We start from the raw sequence: 15,351 nt of genomic DNA on the forward strand, positions 1-15,351 counted from the left end.
GGGACGGTAGACACCCCACCGTGAAGATCATTCCGGGTAGGTGGGAGCGTCCCCGCCCGCGCCGAGGAGATGCTGCTGCGCCGCGCCGAGCGCCAGCACCCGCTGCTCATGCGGCAACTCCAGCGCGTCCAGCGCGGCAGCCAGGGCGGCGGCGACCAGCTCGCCCTCCAGATCAAGACGGCGCTCCAGCGCGACCATGACGCCGGCATCGACGGCCTGCTTCGCGGTGGTCGCTGCGATCTTCCGTTCGAGGCGGGACTGGCCGAGCCACGTCAGGACGTCCTTCGGCGGCTTGAGCGCGTCACCGCCTTCCTCGACGTGCTCCCGCATACGGTTGGCGATGATCGTGTCCGTCCACGCCGCCCGCGCGGTCGCCGTCCGCACGAGCTGGAGGAGGGCCTCGTGGGGAGTGACGCCCTGCTCGGCCGCGAGTTCTTGGGCCATGGCCCAGGCCTCCTCTACGTTCTTGTTCCTGCCGTTGTGCCAGATGCAGACGCCGAGACCAGGATGGTCGGTGCCTTGGCCGGCGCGGTGGGAGCACATGCGGCCGTTGCGGTTTCGTCTGGGGCAGCGGGCCGGGTAGGTGCTCATGGGGCCCAGTGTGGCGCGTTCCAGCGCGTTGATCTTCCGGCGGTGTGGGAAGGCCCGGCCGCGCAGAGGCGCAGACCGGGCCGCTCAGCGAGCCCCTGCGTCAGGGGCAGGTCTCGTCGAACTTGACTGCGGTGAACGTGACGGGCTGACCGTTCAACTTCGCCCCCGCCTTCGGGGTCTGGGTGCAGACCTTCCAGTTCGACTCGATCAGGATGAACCGGCTGTCACCGGATGCGTCGTCGACGGTGACCGACGTTCCGGAGTCGAGTGCGGCGCGGGCGGCCTTCACGCTCTTGCCGACGAACTCGGGCATCGTCCCGCCGGCAGCCGAGGGTGCGGCCTGGTCGGTCTTGGGGCAGGTCTCCTTCAGCTTCACGGCGCCGAAGTCGAGTTCGGTGTCCGTCGATACCGTCTTGCCGGCGGCTACGTTCTGGCTGCAGACCTTCCAGTCGCGGTCGAGGATCTGGTTGCGGGCGCGGCCGAGGCTGTCGTGGGAGGTGAGGGCGTAGAAGCCGGCGGCTTGGGCGGTGTCTTGGGCGGATTGGAGGCCCATGCCGATGAAGTTGGGGACGGCCTTCGTCTCGCTGCTCGCGTCCTTGCTGCTGTCCTTGGCGTCGCTGCTCGCGGTGGCGGTGCTGCTGCTCGTGCCGGTTCCGCTGCTGGCGGTGTTTTTGCAGGCGGTGGCGCCGCTGAGGAGGAGGATCCCAATCGTGAGCGTGGTGGTGGTTTTGCTTTTGGTCATGCTGTGCCCCCTGTTGGTGCGGGTTGTGATGCCGGGGAGCGTAGGCGCGGGTTGCCGGGTGTGTGGGGGTTGTGACTGGGCTGTGACCGGATCGGGTGTACGCGGGCGTGGGTGTGGGCCCGTCCCCTGGTTGGGGGCGGGCCCACTGCCATGTCGGGCGGTCAGCTCTCCCAGCCGCGGGCGACGTCCAACGCCCGACGGAGCGCGGCGGCGAGCGGCAGGCGCTGCTCCTCCGGGAGGACGATCCCGACGTCGACGTGCTGGCCGGCGCCGTGGTTCTCCGTGACACCCACAACCACCCCTCCGGAGGCTGCCGCGACCAGCAAGGCCCCGGAGACCAACGTGTTGTCGGCCCACCACCCTCGCTCGGTGAGCGCCTCGATCACCTTGGGCAGGTCCGTGGTCGTGACGCCAACTTCGGCAACGCCACGGCTGTCGGGGGTGGTGATGCCGAACTCGGCGAGGCCGGTAGCGTCGGGGCGCGTGATGCGGATGTTGACCTCGGCCTCACCGGCGTCGGCGCGCAAACCGGCGGGGATGACCCGGAGGGTGGTGCCGTCGGGGGTGGTGTAGTCCCACGGCTGCGGGGTGAGGTCGGCGATCACGCTGTTGAGGGCGGTGTTGAAGTCCACGGGTTCTCCTGCTCGTTGGCTGGTCAGTTGGTGGGGCGCAGGTCTGCAATCAGGACCGTCGCGTTGTCGGCGCGCGCCGACACGTGCTCGACAGCCGACGCCACGAAGTCGAGGGCGGCGGCACGCAGGTCACCGATCAGGTAGTCGGCCAGGTTCCGGCACGAGTCCTCCAACGGCTCGTACGCCCCGTCGGACGCGAGGAGCAGCCAGCAGTCCTCCGCGCCGCGCGTGACCGTCTCGATCGCCGGGTGCCCGTATCGGTCCCTTACCTCGTCGTCGGTGTCCGAGTTCCCAAGGTAGGAGGTGATGATGTTCCGGTTCCCGCCGTTGTGCGAGTCGCACGGCGGGTAGACGCGCCGCAGGTTGTGGTCGCGGGTGAGGCGCTGGACCGTACCGCGGACGAGGACGTAGGCGCGGGCGTCCCCGCACCAGGCGATGGTGAGCGGCCGGCCGGGGGCGGTGACGGCGACGATCGCCGCGGCGTCCGGGACGCTGTCGCGGGCCCATGGGTCGCTGCGCTCCGGCTCGGCGGCGTACCGCTCGTACACGGCGCGCAGGCCAGCCTCGGCGTCGCCGCGTTGGGCGGCCGCGCGAGCGAGGCGCTGCGCCGCGGTGCGCACCCAGGCGCGGACTTCGTCGGTGGAGCCGATGCCGTCGAGGAGGACGTAGGCGCGGGCCCCGGACGGGGCGGTTGCGGTGGCGGTGGCGTCGCACTGGTGGGAGCGGTCGCCGATGAGCTGGGCGGTGGCGTGGAGGCGCATGTGGTTCTCCTGGACGGTGATGGCGGAATGGGGCGGCGCGCGGAGGCTGTCAGACGGCCGGGCGGTCGAGGATCTGCGCGATCGTCTGCACCACGCCCATCTCCGCCATCTGGGCGTTGGTGGCGAGGTAGACGGTGCCGCCCTGGTCGCAGCGGAAGTGCAGGATGCCGGGGGTGCCGCCGATGGTGAGGACGTCGAGGACGAGGCCGGTCATGACGCCGACCCTGCTGTGGTTGCCGGGAGTGCGGGTGACGTGGACGCGGTGGCCGGCGGCGGGGGTGTAGGTCATGGCGGGGCTCCGATCAGGCGGCCAGCGCGTCTGCCAGCAGGGCGATGCGGGTGGTGGCGGGGCAGTCGACGGGGTAGAGGACGGTGGCGAGGTGATGAGGTCCTCGCCACCGCCGGCCGGTCAGTAGTCGCCGGGGCGGTCCGGGTGGACAGGGCACGGGCCGTAGACGCCGGGCCGACCCGGGATCTCCGGGTGGACGTGCGGCGTGCCGGAGAGGCGGCATGCCGTCTTCGGGGCCTCGTCGCAGTGCTCGACGCAGGTGCAGTCTTCGATCTCGTCCATCGGGTTGGTCTCCTTGCGGCTGCTGCTGGTGTGGGTCGTCTGGTGCAGCGGGTGGTCCGGCTGGTCCATCTCATGGCCGGTCCCCCGCTGGTGGGCGTCGAGCGCGGCGTTCGTGTCGAACGGCTCGCCGCAGGTCCAGCAGAAGCCGGGGCCGAGGTCGGTGGTCATGGTCGTTCTCCGTTCAGGCGGCGAGGCTGAGGATGTGGGCGGCGATGCGGTGCTTGCAGGGGTGGATGCCCTTGATGCCGGCGGGGCAGGAGCAGGCGGCGCGGTGGGTCTTGTAGGTCTGGCTGCCGTCGGAGGAGACGGCGAGGAAGATCTGGCCCCGGAGCGGGATGAGGCCGCCCTGCTCGATGAGCTCTTCGGCCTTGGCGACCTGGTGCGGCTTGTACTGGGCGACGATTTCGGCCTTGGCGGCTTCGCGGACCTTGCGCTGGCAGGTGGGGCCGTATCCGGTGGCGGTCGACTTGGCGGAGGTGAGGGTGCGGCCGCAGCGGAGGCAGTTGGTGTGCTGGTGGGTGGTGGTGTTCTGCATTGCTGCCCCCTTGGTGCGGTGCTCCCTTGCGATGACTCCATCATGAGGCCTACGTGTAGCCCTGTCAATAGGGCTACACGTAGCTCTTCCTGTAGGGCTACGCATCGTGCCAAGATGGAGGCATGCTGAAGGACCACACACCCGCGACCGACGCCGCCGAGACGTTCGCCCGCTACAAGGCCCACTACGAGGGCGAGCGTGCGCTCAAGCCCGAGATGCTGGAAGCCGCCGACCGCGAGCTGAAGGCCGGCGCCACTGTCGGCCAGCTCGCCGCCTGGACTGGGCTCACGCCTGAGGTGTTCCGCCGCAGGGCCCGCGCCCTGGGGGTCGAGCGGAAGAGGCCGCCGACCGTGGGCAAGCTGGCCCCGGAGCGCCCGGTGAGCAACGAGGAGACCACCACATGAGCGATGCAGCCGAGTGGGTCACCCAGCAGCTTGCCGCAGCGGGATACACGGCCCTGCCGTCCCTGCGTCCGGCGGAGTACTTCACGACGACCGGCTTCGCCGTCAAGGCCAGCAGCGCACCAGGCGCGGCCCGCGTCGAGGTGACCGCGCACTACACGGGGCAGGGCAGCTATGAGCAGTGGGGTCAGGCGCAGACTCTCGCCAACCGGCTGATGGACGTGCTGGAGCCGTTGGGCGCGGGGTTCGAGGAGATCGACGGCCGAGAACCGAACTGCGCCTTCGACGTGTGGCCGCCGAGCGCGGGTGTGGTGCGCCCGGACGAGGAGACCACGTGAGCGCTGACCTCGCCGAGATCCTGGCCCGCGAGCTGGGGGACGCGGACGTCGCGCGCGATGCACTACGCGACCGTCTCGACCGCGCCAACCGCGCCCTGATCCAAGTCCTGTACGTCGCCGAGGTGATCGAGGCGAACGGCATCAGCTGGGCAGCCGACTCGGTACGCCGCGCCGTCGCCACCGCACTCGACGAGCCCACGGCATGACGGAGGCCCCGCCCGATCCGGTGCGGGGCCTCTGCACGACGGTGGCAGCGCTAGTTCCCCAGGCTCTCCACCATCTTCAGCTTGTCGAACTTCCCGTCATCGCCCGTCCAGCCCAGACCATCGATCGCCGTGGCCATCTGCAGCGCGGTGTAGTCGTCCTCGTTGAGCGCCCCGCACGCCTCCGGCCTGCCCGTCCCGCCTTCCTTGGCCTTCTTGTCCACCGCGTCGAACGCGTTGTTGGCCACGCCCTCGTACCCGGACCGGACCATGCCCGCGAGCGCATCGTCGAGCGCGTCGACCCGTTCCTTCGCTTCGGCGACGGTCGGCTTGTCCGCAGCATCTCCGCCGACCCGCTCAGCGAGCACAGCGGCGCAGTCCCCAGCGGTGTCTCCGCCGGACGTACAGCCGACCGCAGCACCGGCGAGCAGCAGGACGGCAAGCAGGGTGGTGGTGTGGCGCATGGTCCCCCCAAGGACGTAGGTGGCCGGGATCGTAGCGCCGGCCACCGACAGGCGGGGGCGGGAATGGGCGAAGGCCCACCGAGACGGGGGAAGCCCGGTGAGCCTTCGGGGTGCCGGGCGGTCCCGGCGCGACAAGCCACCAGTGTGGCAGGCCGGCTTACAGGTTCGTGGTCGACCGTCCGAACCCACGGGTCTCGTTGCGCACGCTCGTGTACTCCTGCCGCACCGGCCCGCTGTAGTGGTGGTGATGCACGGCCGGCGCCGCCTCGACCGTCTCCTTCGCCCGCCGCACCAGCCGCGCCACGGCGAGCACGAGCGTGGTCGGCGCCGCGCACAGGACAGCGATCACGACCGGGTCGGCGTGCCCGGACGCCAGCATGATCCCGATCGTCACCGCGCCCACCGGCAACGACGCGACACCCGCGGACAGCATGAGCGTGCTGGCGTCGACAGCCCGCTGACTCATGGGCGGCCGCCCGGGCTGCGGTACCGGCGGAGCCGTGCCGACGGACGGCGGCGGGGTGCGGTCGCGGTAGGCGGTGGGCTGCTCGGCGGCGATCGCGTCCAGGGCGGCGAGGAACTGGCTGGCCTGCTCCTCGATCGCAGTGTCGGCCGTGCGCGGCTGGTACTCGGGCGGCATGACGGGGTCCCTTCAGCTCTGGTCGGGGCGGATGGCGTAGCGGCCGTACTTGGGCTGATGCACACGGGGATCGGCGCCGAGCCAGCGGCCGATCGTCGCCGCGTGCGGGACCTCAACACCAGGGTGGAGGCGCCGGATGGCGTCCTGGATCGCGGCGGGCCCGATGCCGTTCACGCCGGACTTGAGGACGATCTCGAACACGAGGGGCTTCCGCGGGTCGCCGTCGTCACCCTGCTGGACTGCAGTGCCGGCGGCGGGCGGCTGCCAGGTGACGCCTCCGCCGGCGAGGATGTCGAGGAACTGGGCGTCGAGGTTGTTGTCCCGCGAGCCGGTCTCGTTCATCGCCTCGTGCAGCCGCTGGCGGGCGGCTTCGGCCTGGTCGATGACGGCCTGCGCGTCCCCGCCCGCGGGCGCCGTGCCCCAGTCCGCGGTCACGCCGCGGCCGCGCGGAGGCGTCACCGGGCCGGGCTTCTCCTCGACCGGGGCAGGCGTAGGCACCGGACCGCCGAACAGGTGGTCGGTGTTCATCCACCGCTGCTCATACGCCTCCCCCGCGGCACGGCGGGACAGTTCGTCGAGCTCCGGGCGGCGGTCGGATGTGGCCTCGACGATGGCGCGGATCTGGTCCGGCTCCAGCCGGTAGATCTTCACCGGGTGGACCTGCCCGTCGCCGTCCCGCACGAGCGCGCAGCCGGGGTAGGGGGCGTCCTCGGCGGACACGTTGTGGTTGTAGCCGAAGAAGTAGTTGAGCTCGGCGTCGTCGGCGACTTTCAGCCCGGCCTTGAACGTGGACTGTTTGAGGATCTGCGGGTCGGAGATCACGTCCTGGGTGGCGCGCAGCCCGGATGTGGTCTCGTTGACGGCCGCGGCGCGGGCGATCTCCAGGGTCTGCACCAGATCGTCGGCGATGGCCCGCAGGGTCTCGTCACGGCGGGAACGGGTGGAAAAAATCTCGGCGCCCTCGTCGTTGAAGACGCGGATCTCCGGGACCTCGTGGTCGACGGGCAGTTTGTCGTCGTTGGCGGCGATCTCCCGGTCCTGGTAGCCGACCTTGCGGGCCTTGGCGATCCGCACGAGCATCCGCGCCATGGCGAGGGCCTTGTCCGGGGTGTCGGCCACGTAGTCGATCGGGGGTCTGCCGGGGCGTCCGGCGGCGTGCCAGGCGCGCATCCACTTCAGGGCGAGGCCACCGCCGTTGAGGTCGATGACCCAGGTGATGGAGTCGACCATCCTGCACTGGTTGGCGATCATCACGTTCATCAGGTTCGTCTTGCCGGAGCCCCGCTGGCCGACGATCAGCATCGACGCCTGCCGGCTGACCGGGCCCTCGGCCGCGCCGTCGCGGCGCACACCCACCGGGGCCGGTTCGTTGACGGTGAGCGGCGAGTAGTCGGCCGGGTAGTACACGTCCTCGACGAGGTGGTTGACGGTGGAGACGTGGATGAGGACGGCGCCGCGGTGCGCGCCGGGTTCGACTTCCACGCCGCAGCCTTCGGGGAGTCGGGCGTCGGCGGCGAGGGCGTCCTTGAAGTGGGCGACGTCTTTCCAGCGGGTGCCGCCGGGGCCGCATTCTCCGTCGAGGCTGAACCCGCCGCCGGACTCCCACTGTTCGACGCCGACGATCTGTACGACGGCGCCGGTGCAGACGCGGACGATGCGGTCTTCCCACTCGTCGGCGATCTTCTGGCGTTTCCCGTCGAGGGTGGCCCGGCGCGCTGCCGCCTCGGCTTCGACGCGCTGCTCCTCAGCCTTGCGCTCGACGTGGTGTGCCCCGGCCATTGCCGCGCCCAGGCCGAGGACACCGGCCAGCAGCGAGCCGACACCAGCCTGGGTCCACGGCCCGTTGATGATGGCCCACGAGCACCAGCCGCCCGCCCCCAGCCACCCGGCCGCCCGCAGCGCAAGCGTGGACCGGGTGACCTGACGACGGCGGCCGGCGATGTGTGTGCCTACGGCGCCGGCCGTGGCGGTGAGGGCGGCCCACTGCCACGGCATGCCGGTGACGTGACCGGCGTAGCCGACGGCGAGGGCGGCGACGCCGGTGTTGATGGGGCCGGTGACGGGGCCGTGCTTGGCGTCCCAGTCGAGCTTCACGACGTTGCTCCTGATGCTGGTCAGAGGTTGGTGGAGACGTCCCACATGCGTTCGCCCTGGACGCCCTTGCGGGGGTTGCGGAGCCGGTCGAGGTCGACCTGGTGGAGCTGCTCGAACGCGGGCGGGAGTTCGGCGGCGAGTTCGGCGGCCTTCAGCTGGAGGCCGTGGATCTGCCGCATGAGGTCGACGATCCGCGGGTCGAGGGGCTGGTGGGCGTCCGCGTTCTCCACCGTGATCTTCATGGCTTCGGCGTGAAGGCGGAGCGCTTCCTCCAGACCGGCGAAGTCGGCGCCGACTTGCAGCATCCCTTGCGGCTGGTAGTTGGCGGCGGCGCGGGCGAGTTCCATGGCGGGTGCGACGAAGTGGTGTCCTCCACCGGACATGCGGGTTCCTCCAGAAGGGGTGGCGGGGGGTGGGGTGGTGGGGCGCCGGACGCTGTCGGCGACCGCGGGTGTGGTGTCGGTGTCGGGCTGCTCGTTGTTGTGGCGGGTTTTGCGGCGGCGTTTCCAGACGGCTTTGAGGCGGTCGAGGGCGGCGTGCCGGTCGCGGCGCAGCCACGCCCATCCGGCTGCCGTGGCCGCACACAGGCCGTCCCACAGGGCGCCGGGGATGCTGCGGGCGGTCTTCTTGACGGCGGTCGCGGCGCGGGTGGCGAGCGGGCGGGCAGCGTTCCAGGCGGCTCGTGCGGCCCGCCCGGTGGCGGCTTTGAGGGCGTGGCTCTTGCCGGTCTTCTCGGCTTTCGCGGTGAGGTCTTTGGCAGCCTGCCGGATGGCTCGCCTGGCGGCTTTCGCGGCGGCCTTGTCGGATCGGGTCTTCTGCTTGCGGAGCGCCTTGTCGATGCCGCGGTTGTGGCGCAGGCTCGCGCCCCCGTGGCGGCCGGACTGGATGTGGGGGCGCCCGCTACCGGAGCCGATGCCTTTGTCGTTCGCGCCGCTACGGGGGGCGCTCAGCAAGGAGCCGCTACGGCGCCACGAGTGGCCGCTACCGGGGCGTGTAGCGCCACCGCTACCCGACCCGCTACGGCCGCTACGACGTGCCCCGCTACCGCCGCCAGCCGACCCGCTCCCGCCACCGCTACGCGTGGCGCTCCCGCTACCGCCCCCGGTGGCGCGGCCGGAACGGGCCGCCACGCTACGCCGCACCGCGGCACGCCGACGAAGCGCCGCAGCCGTAGCGCCGACCGCCACCACCGCGCCCGTGGCGGCAGCCGCTACCGGACCGCCCGCACTGTAGGCGGCCGTGGCGGTGAGCGCGGTGGCGTTGCTGGCGCCGGCCAGGACTGGGGCCATGGGCAGCCCGCGGCCGCGGCGGCGCCGCGGCTCAGGTTCGGGGAGTTCGGGGACGGGCCATTCGGCCGGCCAGGCGAGGACCGGGGACGGCCGGGGCGCGGCCTCGGCGGGCGGGTCGGGGGCCGGTGTGGGGGGTGCCTTGGCCTCGGTGGGCGGGGCTTCGGTGCGGGCCACGGGGTGGGGCTCCTTCACTGTGACTGGAGTCTGACTGCAGTCACACTCGGGGCGTGGATGGGCTGTCGGCGCTGGTCGGTGGGGGTGCGGGCGGGTACGGCTGCAGTCGCGGTTGGGGTCAGGCTGCGCGCGGTCCGGGCAGGGCGGGGTTCTCGCGGCGGACCTGCGCGCGGATCTTGCGGGCCTGCTGCTCGCTGTTCGCGAGCCCGGCATCTCCGAGGGCGGTGACGATCGCGGACTGCACGGGCTGGTGGCCGAGCTGCTGCCACAGCTGGCGGACGACGTACTGTGCGGTGCCGGGCTCGTAGCGCGGCTCGCCACCCCCGTCGGTGGCGGCCGCGGGGGCGGCGGTGCCGGTGGCGGGAGGCGTGGCGGTCTTGGCCGGCGTGGCGCTACGCGCGGGCCGCGGTGTGGCGGCTGCGGGCGCTACGGGGATTGCCGGGGTGGCGGGGCCCGCTACGGCCGGCGCGTTGGTGGCGCTACCGAGCATCCCGGCGAGCGCGGTGTTGGCGCCGTCGGTGATGCGGGTGTTCTGGACGTCGGTGAGGGCGCTACCGAGGGTGGCGTCGCCGTGGCCGAGCCGTCCCATGAGCCGCCACGCCACGAGTTCGGACACCTTGCGTACCCACTTCCAGGGGTGGCGTTCGGCGCGCGCCCGGTGGAAGGCGATCCGGCGGAGGATGGCCGCGTTGCGGCGCTGCGCTTCGACGTCAACGTCTGTCGAGTAGACGACGACGCGGCGGGCGAGGAGGCCGATTCCTTCAGCGGCACCGCACATTCCGAGAGGCGTGAGTGCGTACACGATGCGTTCGGTCAGGCTGTCGGCGACCGCAACGCCCATGGCGGAGGCGGAGAGCGGGGCGAGCCACAGGCCAACGCGGATGACGGTCGGGGAGGACTGGCCAAACATGGTGAGGACGATCATGACGAGGGCTAGGACGAGGGTGAGGCCTTCGCCGCCAGCGACCGCGCCAGCAGCGGTGGCGGCGCGGCCGAACTCGCTGACGATGTTGGTGTAGGTGCCCCATCCTCCGAATCCACCCACGGCGATCATCGGGAGGGTCGCGAGAACGAGGACAGCGATCTGTCCCCAGGTCAGCTTCTTCACGGTGACGGCTCCGTGGGTTCAGCGGCGGCGGTGGCGCCAGGCGTAGATGGCGAGGGTGGTGGTGATCAGGAACGGCCCGGTCTGGGCGGTGGCGAAGGCGAGGAACGCCAGCAGGGTGAAGCCCCAGCGCGCCAACGGCGTGTGGAAGGTGGCGATCAGTGGGGAGTGCCCGCGTGGCCGGCGGGTGGGGGTGCGTGCCATGCGGTGCTCCTGGTGGTTGGTGCCGGTCTGGCGGGTCGGGTGGGGAACCTGTGGTCCGCCAGACCGGCGGCTCAGTGGAGGGTGGTGCAGAGGGCGGCCATGGTGGTGGCGAGGCTGAGGACGGCGAGCACGGCGGCGGTACGCGGGCGGGGCCGGGTCATTGCGGGCGGCCTGCCTTCAGGACCTCGTCGACGCTGTGTCCGGCTGCGCGTGCTTCGTCGTAGCGGGTGTTCGCGGTCTGCTCGGCGGCGCGCCAGTCGGGGTTGTCGTCGCAGTTGCGGACGCCGGTCTGCTGGGCGATGTCGCGGCAGGTTTGGGCGGCTTGAGCGTAGGCGTCCAGCGCGGGGGTGGGCTGCTGGGGTTGCGGGTGGGTACCGTTGGTCACGGTCGTTTCTCCTGGTCGCTCAGGGGATTCGGCTGGCCCCGGCCGGGCTCTCACACCGACCGGGGCCGTGTTGTTGGTGCTGTTCCAGAGTGCACGTTCTGCTTTACAACGTCAAGCAGAACAGGGAGGATGTTGCCGTGCCCAAGAGCCCTGAACCAGAGGGGAGCCCGCGTTTGATGACCACCAGCGAGATCGCGGTGCAGCACGGGGTCAGCCGTCAGACGATCCACACGTATCGGCGGACCGGCATCTTCCCTGCGCCTGTCGAGGGCGAGGGCAGCACGCGGCCACGGTTCCGTGAGGACCAGGTGGCCGCGTTCTTCAAGGCGAACCCCAAGCAGCCGCGCAAGAAGCGCAGGCCCCAGCCCCAGCAGCAAGGAGATCCCATGACCGCCGCAGTCGACTCGCGTGAATGGCGGCTGACGCCGCAGACGCTCGACCAGTTCGTCCGCGCCCTCGTCGAGGAAGTCGACTACGACATCCACAAGGGCTACGAGCGCGGTGAGGAAGACGGGCTCGACCACTACCCGGAGCTGGTCGCCGAGGCTGCTGCGATGCTCGACGCGATCACCGGAGAGAGCTCCGAGGAGCCGAAGCCGGAGGGGTAGCTGCCCCGTGCAACTGCTGCGCCCCCTGCCGGTGTCCGGTAGGGGGCGCATTCGTGTGGCCGGTCAGGTGGGGCGGCTGGTCGCTTCGGTCGCTGTCGGGGCCGACGGGTCTGGCGGGAGGATCGCGTCGTGAAGCTCGACGAGCCGCTTGTCCCACCATCGCGCGACCGAGGTCCCAAGCGGCGGCGCCCCGGCCTTCACCCACCGCTCGTAGAGGGCGATGACGCGGCTGACTTCTTCCTCGGCGGAGCGGTGGAGAGCGGCGAGGACGCGAGCGGTCGTCTCAAGCTCGGTTGCTTGGGCCGCCGCCGGGGCGGAATCGGCGACGGCATTGCGGATGCCGGTGGCTGCCGCGCGGCGCAGGCTGTCGGCTTCGATGTCGGTCCCGTTGCCCGTGGTGTCGAGCCTGTCGGCATACGCGCGGACGCGGTTGAGGCCAGCCTCGGCGCGGTCGGCGCGCTGCTTCTGCTCGTTGGCGTACCGGACGGCTGACTCGCGCTGAGCAAGCGCAGCCCGCTTCTCGCTGATCTTCCGGGCGAATGCGGCCATCGTGACGTGCCCGACGCTCTGCGAGCAGAACGTGAACGCGCCGTGCTGCCGGGCCTCCCAGAAGTCGGCGATCACTTCGGTGGCAGCATCGGGCTGCGGGCAGTCCAGGCGTGAGCAGGTGATGTAGCCGCCGGAGCCGAGGAAGAGGGAGGAACCTCCGCAGGCGGGGCAGCGGCCTTGAACGAGCGGGTGCGCGGCTGCAGCCGGCGCAGTGGAGCGCGGCAGTGTCGGCTCAGTCACCGTGAGATCTCCTTGCTGAGGTCGGGGATGAGGCCGCGTCGCACGGCCTCCCGGACTGCCGCGGGCCGCTTCTCACTGCGGGGCAGCTGGTCGACACCGAGCCGCCGGTACGCCCCGGTCAGGAGCACGGACACGTACTCGCGGGTGATGTCGAGCCGCTCGGCGATCTCACGAAGGGTGGCCCCGGTCGCGGCGGCCGCGAGGGCCTGGGCCTGGCGTGGGCTGAGGACGGTACTGCGGTTCATGCCTGCTGCCTCCGGCCCCACCGCTCCTCCACCTGGTCCTCCGTGACCGGCACCTCCCGGTACGGCTTCGACGGCGGCGTCTCCCCGGTGCGCAGCGCCCACCAGCCGGCGCACACCATCGCGCCGAGCGGCAGGCCCCGAAATGCGGCGGTCGGGGTGTAGGCGCCGAACGCGGAGATGGGCAGGCCCTGGTGGCAGAAGAAGGGTTCGTCTTCCGGGAGGCGGGCGCCGTTCTCCTCCAGTTCGGGTGAGCCGGGCCGGAACGCGCAGTCGGCGCACGGGGCGCGCATCACGCCGGGCGGCCGTGGGGCCCGTTCGGCCGGGCCGCAGGGCTGGTCGGTGAGGCCGGTGCCGGTGCAGTGCATGCAGCGGTAGCGGCCTTGGCCGTCGTCGCTGGGCTCGATGCCGCCGACGCAGAACGGGCACTTCCACGATGTGATGTGCAGATCGCTTCGTTCGGGGGCCGCGGGCGTCGGGTGCTCGGCGGCGTGCTTCCGCTTGGCGGCGCTCACGACCTCGGCGTAGAACGAGGCGTCCTGGGCGGTGAAGTCTCCGGCGCCGCGGACGAGGACGGCCTCGCCGTCGACGTCGACGAGGTGGCAGGTGTCGGGCTCGTCGTGCTGCTCCTCGGCCCGGGCCCGGTGGTGCGCGCGGCGGGCGCCGGCGGCGATGGCGAGGAAGCTGGGCGCGGTGCAGGCGGTGAGGGCCGCTGTCCACCAGGCGTGGTGGACGGCGAGCCAGGCCGCGCCGGCCAGCTCGGCGAGCGCGATGGTGAGGCAGGCCGTGGCGACGGCGAGGTGGCGGGTCATAGGTAGCTCCCTACGAGGGGCACGTCGGTCATGGTGTGGATCTCCATGGAGGTGAGGCCCTGGCCTCTCAGGTCGCGGTGTCGGAGGGGGTCGTGGAGGAGTGCTGAGCCGAGTGCGCAGAGGGCGTCGTAGTCGTCCTCGTTGAGCCATGCCGGGTCGCAGCCGAGGGCGAGTTGCTCGGCGCTCATGCCGTCCACCGCCTCGTCGGAATGCTGGCCTGCTCGGCGAGACCAGCGGTGTGGGAGGCGCCCCGGGAGCCGTCCTTGATGAAGGCGAGGCAGACGTCCGCACCAAGGGCAACCATCTCGGCGTTGCGGCGGAACCCGGCCGCACGGTCGAGGACGCCGTTGACGCGCCACCGCGCGGGGTGGGCCTCCTCAATGACGCCCAGCTCGTCGTGAAGGCGGGCCCACCCCCTCGCCAGTGCGTCCGCCCCAGTGGGGCAGGCGCCGTGCACGACCACGAGACCATGCGCCGCGCCAGGGCCGATTCGTGCCTCGTGGAGGGCACCGAAGACGGCGTCAGCGTCGCGCCAGTCGCGGCTGCCGGTGACGAGGATGCGGTAGGGCTTCATGCGGCTTCCCGGTAATCGTGCTTGCGGGTGCGGTGGGCGATACGGCGGCTGGCCCGGCAGCCGCGGGCCCAGGCCGGACGGACCGTGGTGCGCCAGATGCCGCGCACGGCCCAGGCGCCGACGGCGCTCCCGGCGAGGAGGACGACGGCCGCGGCAGCGCCGAGGACGAGGATCCAGCCGAGGAGCCACCAGCCGAGGTTGACGAGGGCGTCAATGGCTTCGGCGATCAGCACGGGGCCACCTCGGTGTGCTCGGCCTCGACCGTGGTCGTGGCCGTCACCCGGATGAGCCGGTACTGGCACTTCGGGTTGGCGGTGCGCCGGGCGGCAAGGAACTCCTGTGCCTGCGGGAGCGAGAACAGGTCTGCGGTGTGGTCGCTCCACGGGCCGTCGGGCTTGTACTGGACCTGGAGCACCCAGGAGATCTCGCTGTGGAGCGGCGGCCGGGTGTCGGGCTGCTCCCCGCCAACAGGCCGCTCCAGCAGGTACCGGATACGCGCGGCCACCGGGTGCACCGCGTCCGGTCCGGCGAGCCGGCGGCCGACGTCGTCAAGGCTGGCCGCGAACTCCAGCACACGATCGATGGCGGCCTGGTCGCGTCCCGCTTGGGCGGCGAGGGCGACGTGTGCCTGCATCAGCGTGCTGTGGGCCTGGTTGGCGGAGGGCTGCTCCTCGCGGGCCAGGCCGCGGACGAAGGCGGCCACGCTGCTCCACTCCTCGGCCGCCGTGTGCTCGGTCGGGGACCAGGCGGCCTTGATGCGGCGGGCGTGTTCCTGGTCGAGGCGGTCGGCGAGCTGCTCGTACGGCGCGGCCGACGGAACGGTGGCGGCCTCGTAGGTCTCGGCGAGGACGTCCTCAGCGACGGGGTAGAACTCGCCCTTCACGCCGCGCACGATGTGCTGCCCGGTGTAGACGAGGACCCAGGTGGAGTGCAGCTTGTCGTAGACCGTGGCCGTGGCCTCGGGGTCGTCGCAGTTCTCCCGGTCGGCGTCGTCGAGGGCGTAGAAGTTGCTCGCGCCGCCGGTGAAGGCCTGGACGGCGGCTTCGTTGTTGCCGGTCCACTGGATGGTGTCGACCTCGACGGGCTTCTTGCGGCGGCGGATGACGGGTGTGGTCATGGTGCTGCTCCTGGGTGGCGTGTTGGGATGTAGGGCACGGCCGCCCCTGTCTGCCTCAGGGGCGGCCGGCCTGTGGGCCG

25 protein-coding genes are annotated in these 15,351 nt (G+C 71.7%); 4 read left to right on the top strand and 21 right to left on the bottom strand.

What is annotated here, in order from left to right; genetic code table 11:
• Nucleotides 1-27: 27 nt before the first annotated feature.
• The 7 genes from ACYQ8Q_RS37275 to ACYQ8Q_RS37305 form a co-directional block, all read right to left on the bottom strand.
• Nucleotides 28-591, bottom strand: coding sequence for a hypothetical protein (locus ACYQ8Q_RS37275; protein WP_460071092.1), 564 nt, complete (start codon nt 589-591; stop codon nt 28-30).
• 100 nt (nt 592-691) lie between these two features.
• Nucleotides 692-1,333 (bottom strand): hypothetical protein, encoded by a 642-nt coding sequence (locus ACYQ8Q_RS37280; RefSeq protein WP_460071093.1) that lies wholly within the window; start codon nt 1,331-1,333, stop codon nt 692-694.
• A gap of 161 nt (nt 1,334-1,494) precedes the next feature.
• Nucleotides 1,495-1,965, bottom strand: coding sequence for a hypothetical protein (locus ACYQ8Q_RS37285; RefSeq protein ID WP_460071094.1), 471 nt, complete (start codon nt 1,963-1,965; stop codon nt 1,495-1,497).
• Nucleotides 1,966-1,988: 23 nt separating this feature from the next.
• The gene (locus ACYQ8Q_RS37290; RefSeq protein WP_460071095.1) at nt 1,989-2,726 is read right to left on the bottom strand and encodes a PP2C family protein-serine/threonine phosphatase; all 738 of its coding nucleotides are present in this window, start codon (nt 2,724-2,726) and stop codon (nt 1,989-1,991) included.
• Nucleotides 2,727-2,775: 49 nt separating this feature from the next.
• Nucleotides 2,776-3,015, bottom strand: a complete 240-nt coding sequence (locus tag ACYQ8Q_RS37295) for a hypothetical protein (protein ID WP_460071096.1) — start codon at nt 3,013-3,015, stop codon at nt 2,776-2,778.
• Nucleotides 3,016-3,135: 120 nt separating this feature from the next.
• Entirely contained in the window at nt 3,136-3,465 is a 330-nt protein-coding gene (locus ACYQ8Q_RS37300) for a hypothetical protein (protein WP_460071097.1), read from the bottom strand.
• 13 nt (nt 3,466-3,478) lie between these two features.
• Nucleotides 3,479-3,832 carry a DUF6011 domain-containing protein gene (locus ACYQ8Q_RS37305; RefSeq protein WP_460071098.1) on the bottom strand — a complete coding sequence of 118 codons (354 nt, stop codon included), beginning with the start codon at nt 3,830-3,832 and terminating at the stop codon, nt 3,479-3,481.
• Nucleotides 3,833-3,954: 122 nt separating this feature from the next.
• Between ACYQ8Q_RS37305 and ACYQ8Q_RS37310 the strand changes: the two genes are divergently transcribed.
• From ACYQ8Q_RS37310 to ACYQ8Q_RS37320, 3 genes are read left to right on the top strand one after another with little or no spacing between them, the layout of a single operon-like run.
• Nucleotides 3,955-4,236 carry a hypothetical protein gene (locus ACYQ8Q_RS37310; RefSeq protein ID WP_460071099.1) on the top strand — a complete coding sequence of 94 codons (282 nt, stop codon included), beginning with the start codon at nt 3,955-3,957 and terminating at the stop codon, nt 4,234-4,236.
• Nucleotides 4,233-4,571: a hypothetical protein gene (locus ACYQ8Q_RS37315; protein ID WP_460071100.1), complete on the top strand. Its 339-nt coding sequence runs from the start codon at nt 4,233-4,235 to the stop codon at nt 4,569-4,571. The genes ACYQ8Q_RS37310 and ACYQ8Q_RS37315 overlap by 4 nt, the downstream gene beginning before the upstream one ends.
• Nucleotides 4,568-4,777: a hypothetical protein gene (locus tag ACYQ8Q_RS37320; protein ID WP_460071101.1), complete on the top strand. Its 210-nt coding sequence runs from the start codon at nt 4,568-4,570 to the stop codon at nt 4,775-4,777. Before ACYQ8Q_RS37315 ends, ACYQ8Q_RS37320 begins: the two co-directional genes overlap by 4 nt.
• Nucleotides 4,778-4,827: 50 nt before the next feature.
• Here ACYQ8Q_RS37320 and ACYQ8Q_RS37325 read toward each other — a convergent pair whose 3' ends face one another.
• From ACYQ8Q_RS37325 to ACYQ8Q_RS37355, 7 genes are all read right to left on the bottom strand, one after another.
• Complete coding sequence (locus ACYQ8Q_RS37325; RefSeq protein ID WP_460071102.1) at nt 4,828-5,238, bottom strand: hypothetical protein; 411 nt, start codon at nt 5,236-5,238, stop codon at nt 4,828-4,830.
• A gap of 157 nt (nt 5,239-5,395) precedes the next feature.
• Nucleotides 5,396-5,878 carry a hypothetical protein gene (locus ACYQ8Q_RS37330; RefSeq protein WP_460071103.1) on the bottom strand — a complete coding sequence of 161 codons (483 nt, stop codon included), beginning with the start codon at nt 5,876-5,878 and terminating at the stop codon, nt 5,396-5,398.
• Between the two features lie 12 nt (nt 5,879-5,890).
• A complete protein-coding gene (locus ACYQ8Q_RS37335; protein ID WP_460071104.1) occupies nt 5,891-7,972 on the bottom strand; it encodes a hypothetical protein in 2,082 nt (693 codons plus the stop codon).
• 20 nt (nt 7,973-7,992) lie between these two features.
• Complete coding sequence (locus tag ACYQ8Q_RS37340) at nt 7,993-8,925, bottom strand: hypothetical protein (protein WP_460071105.1); 933 nt, start codon at nt 8,923-8,925, stop codon at nt 7,993-7,995.
• Nucleotides 8,926-9,553: 628 nt separating this feature from the next.
• A complete protein-coding gene (locus tag ACYQ8Q_RS37345) occupies nt 9,554-10,543 on the bottom strand; it encodes a hypothetical protein (protein ID WP_460071106.1) in 990 nt (329 codons plus the stop codon).
• 18 nt (nt 10,544-10,561) lie between these two features.
• Complete coding sequence (locus ACYQ8Q_RS37350) at nt 10,562-10,744, bottom strand: hypothetical protein (protein ID WP_460071107.1); 183 nt, start codon at nt 10,742-10,744, stop codon at nt 10,562-10,564.
• Nucleotides 10,745-10,901: 157 nt separating this feature from the next.
• Nucleotides 10,902-11,129, bottom strand: a complete 228-nt coding sequence (locus ACYQ8Q_RS37355) for a hypothetical protein (RefSeq protein ID WP_460071108.1) — start codon at nt 11,127-11,129, stop codon at nt 10,902-10,904.
• A gap of 176 nt (nt 11,130-11,305) precedes the next feature.
• Here ACYQ8Q_RS37355 and ACYQ8Q_RS37360 point away from each other — a divergent pair, with 176 nt between their 5' ends.
• Nucleotides 11,306-11,737, top strand: coding sequence for a helix-turn-helix transcriptional regulator (locus tag ACYQ8Q_RS37360; RefSeq protein WP_460071109.1), 432 nt, complete (start codon nt 11,306-11,308; stop codon nt 11,735-11,737).
• A 63-nt stretch (nt 11,738-11,800) separates the two neighbouring features.
• Here ACYQ8Q_RS37360 and ACYQ8Q_RS37365 read toward each other — a convergent pair whose 3' ends face one another.
• From ACYQ8Q_RS37365 to ACYQ8Q_RS37395, 7 genes are read right to left on the bottom strand one after another with little or no spacing between them, the layout of a single operon-like run.
• Nucleotides 11,801-12,526, bottom strand: a complete 726-nt coding sequence (locus tag ACYQ8Q_RS37365; RefSeq protein WP_460071110.1) for a DUF6085 family protein — start codon at nt 12,524-12,526, stop codon at nt 11,801-11,803.
• A complete protein-coding gene (locus ACYQ8Q_RS37370) occupies nt 12,523-12,771 on the bottom strand; it encodes a sigma factor-like helix-turn-helix DNA-binding protein (RefSeq protein ID WP_460071111.1) in 249 nt (82 codons plus the stop codon). The genes ACYQ8Q_RS37365 and ACYQ8Q_RS37370 overlap by 4 nt, the downstream gene beginning before the upstream one ends.
• Nucleotides 12,768-13,580: a hypothetical protein gene (locus tag ACYQ8Q_RS37375; protein WP_460071112.1), complete on the bottom strand. Its 813-nt coding sequence runs from the start codon at nt 13,578-13,580 to the stop codon at nt 12,768-12,770. Before ACYQ8Q_RS37375 ends, ACYQ8Q_RS37370 begins: the two co-directional genes overlap by 4 nt.
• Complete coding sequence (locus tag ACYQ8Q_RS37380; RefSeq protein ID WP_460071113.1) at nt 13,577-13,768, bottom strand: hypothetical protein; 192 nt, start codon at nt 13,766-13,768, stop codon at nt 13,577-13,579. The genes ACYQ8Q_RS37375 and ACYQ8Q_RS37380 overlap by 4 nt, the downstream gene beginning before the upstream one ends.
• The gene (locus ACYQ8Q_RS37385) at nt 13,765-14,154 is read right to left on the bottom strand and encodes an SLOG family protein (RefSeq protein WP_460071114.1); all 390 of its coding nucleotides are present in this window, start codon (nt 14,152-14,154) and stop codon (nt 13,765-13,767) included. Before ACYQ8Q_RS37385 ends, ACYQ8Q_RS37380 begins: the two co-directional genes overlap by 4 nt.
• Entirely contained in the window at nt 14,151-14,387 is a 237-nt protein-coding gene (locus ACYQ8Q_RS37390) for a hypothetical protein (protein ID WP_460071115.1), read from the bottom strand. Before ACYQ8Q_RS37390 ends, ACYQ8Q_RS37385 begins: the two co-directional genes overlap by 4 nt.
• Nucleotides 14,381-15,271 carry a hypothetical protein gene (locus ACYQ8Q_RS37395; RefSeq protein ID WP_460071116.1) on the bottom strand — a complete coding sequence of 297 codons (891 nt, stop codon included), beginning with the start codon at nt 15,269-15,271 and terminating at the stop codon, nt 14,381-14,383. The genes ACYQ8Q_RS37390 and ACYQ8Q_RS37395 overlap by 7 nt, the downstream gene beginning before the upstream one ends.
• Nucleotides 15,272-15,351 lie beyond the last annotated feature (80 nt).

This window comes from Streptomyces sp. YKOK-I1, from assembly GCF_054660435.1.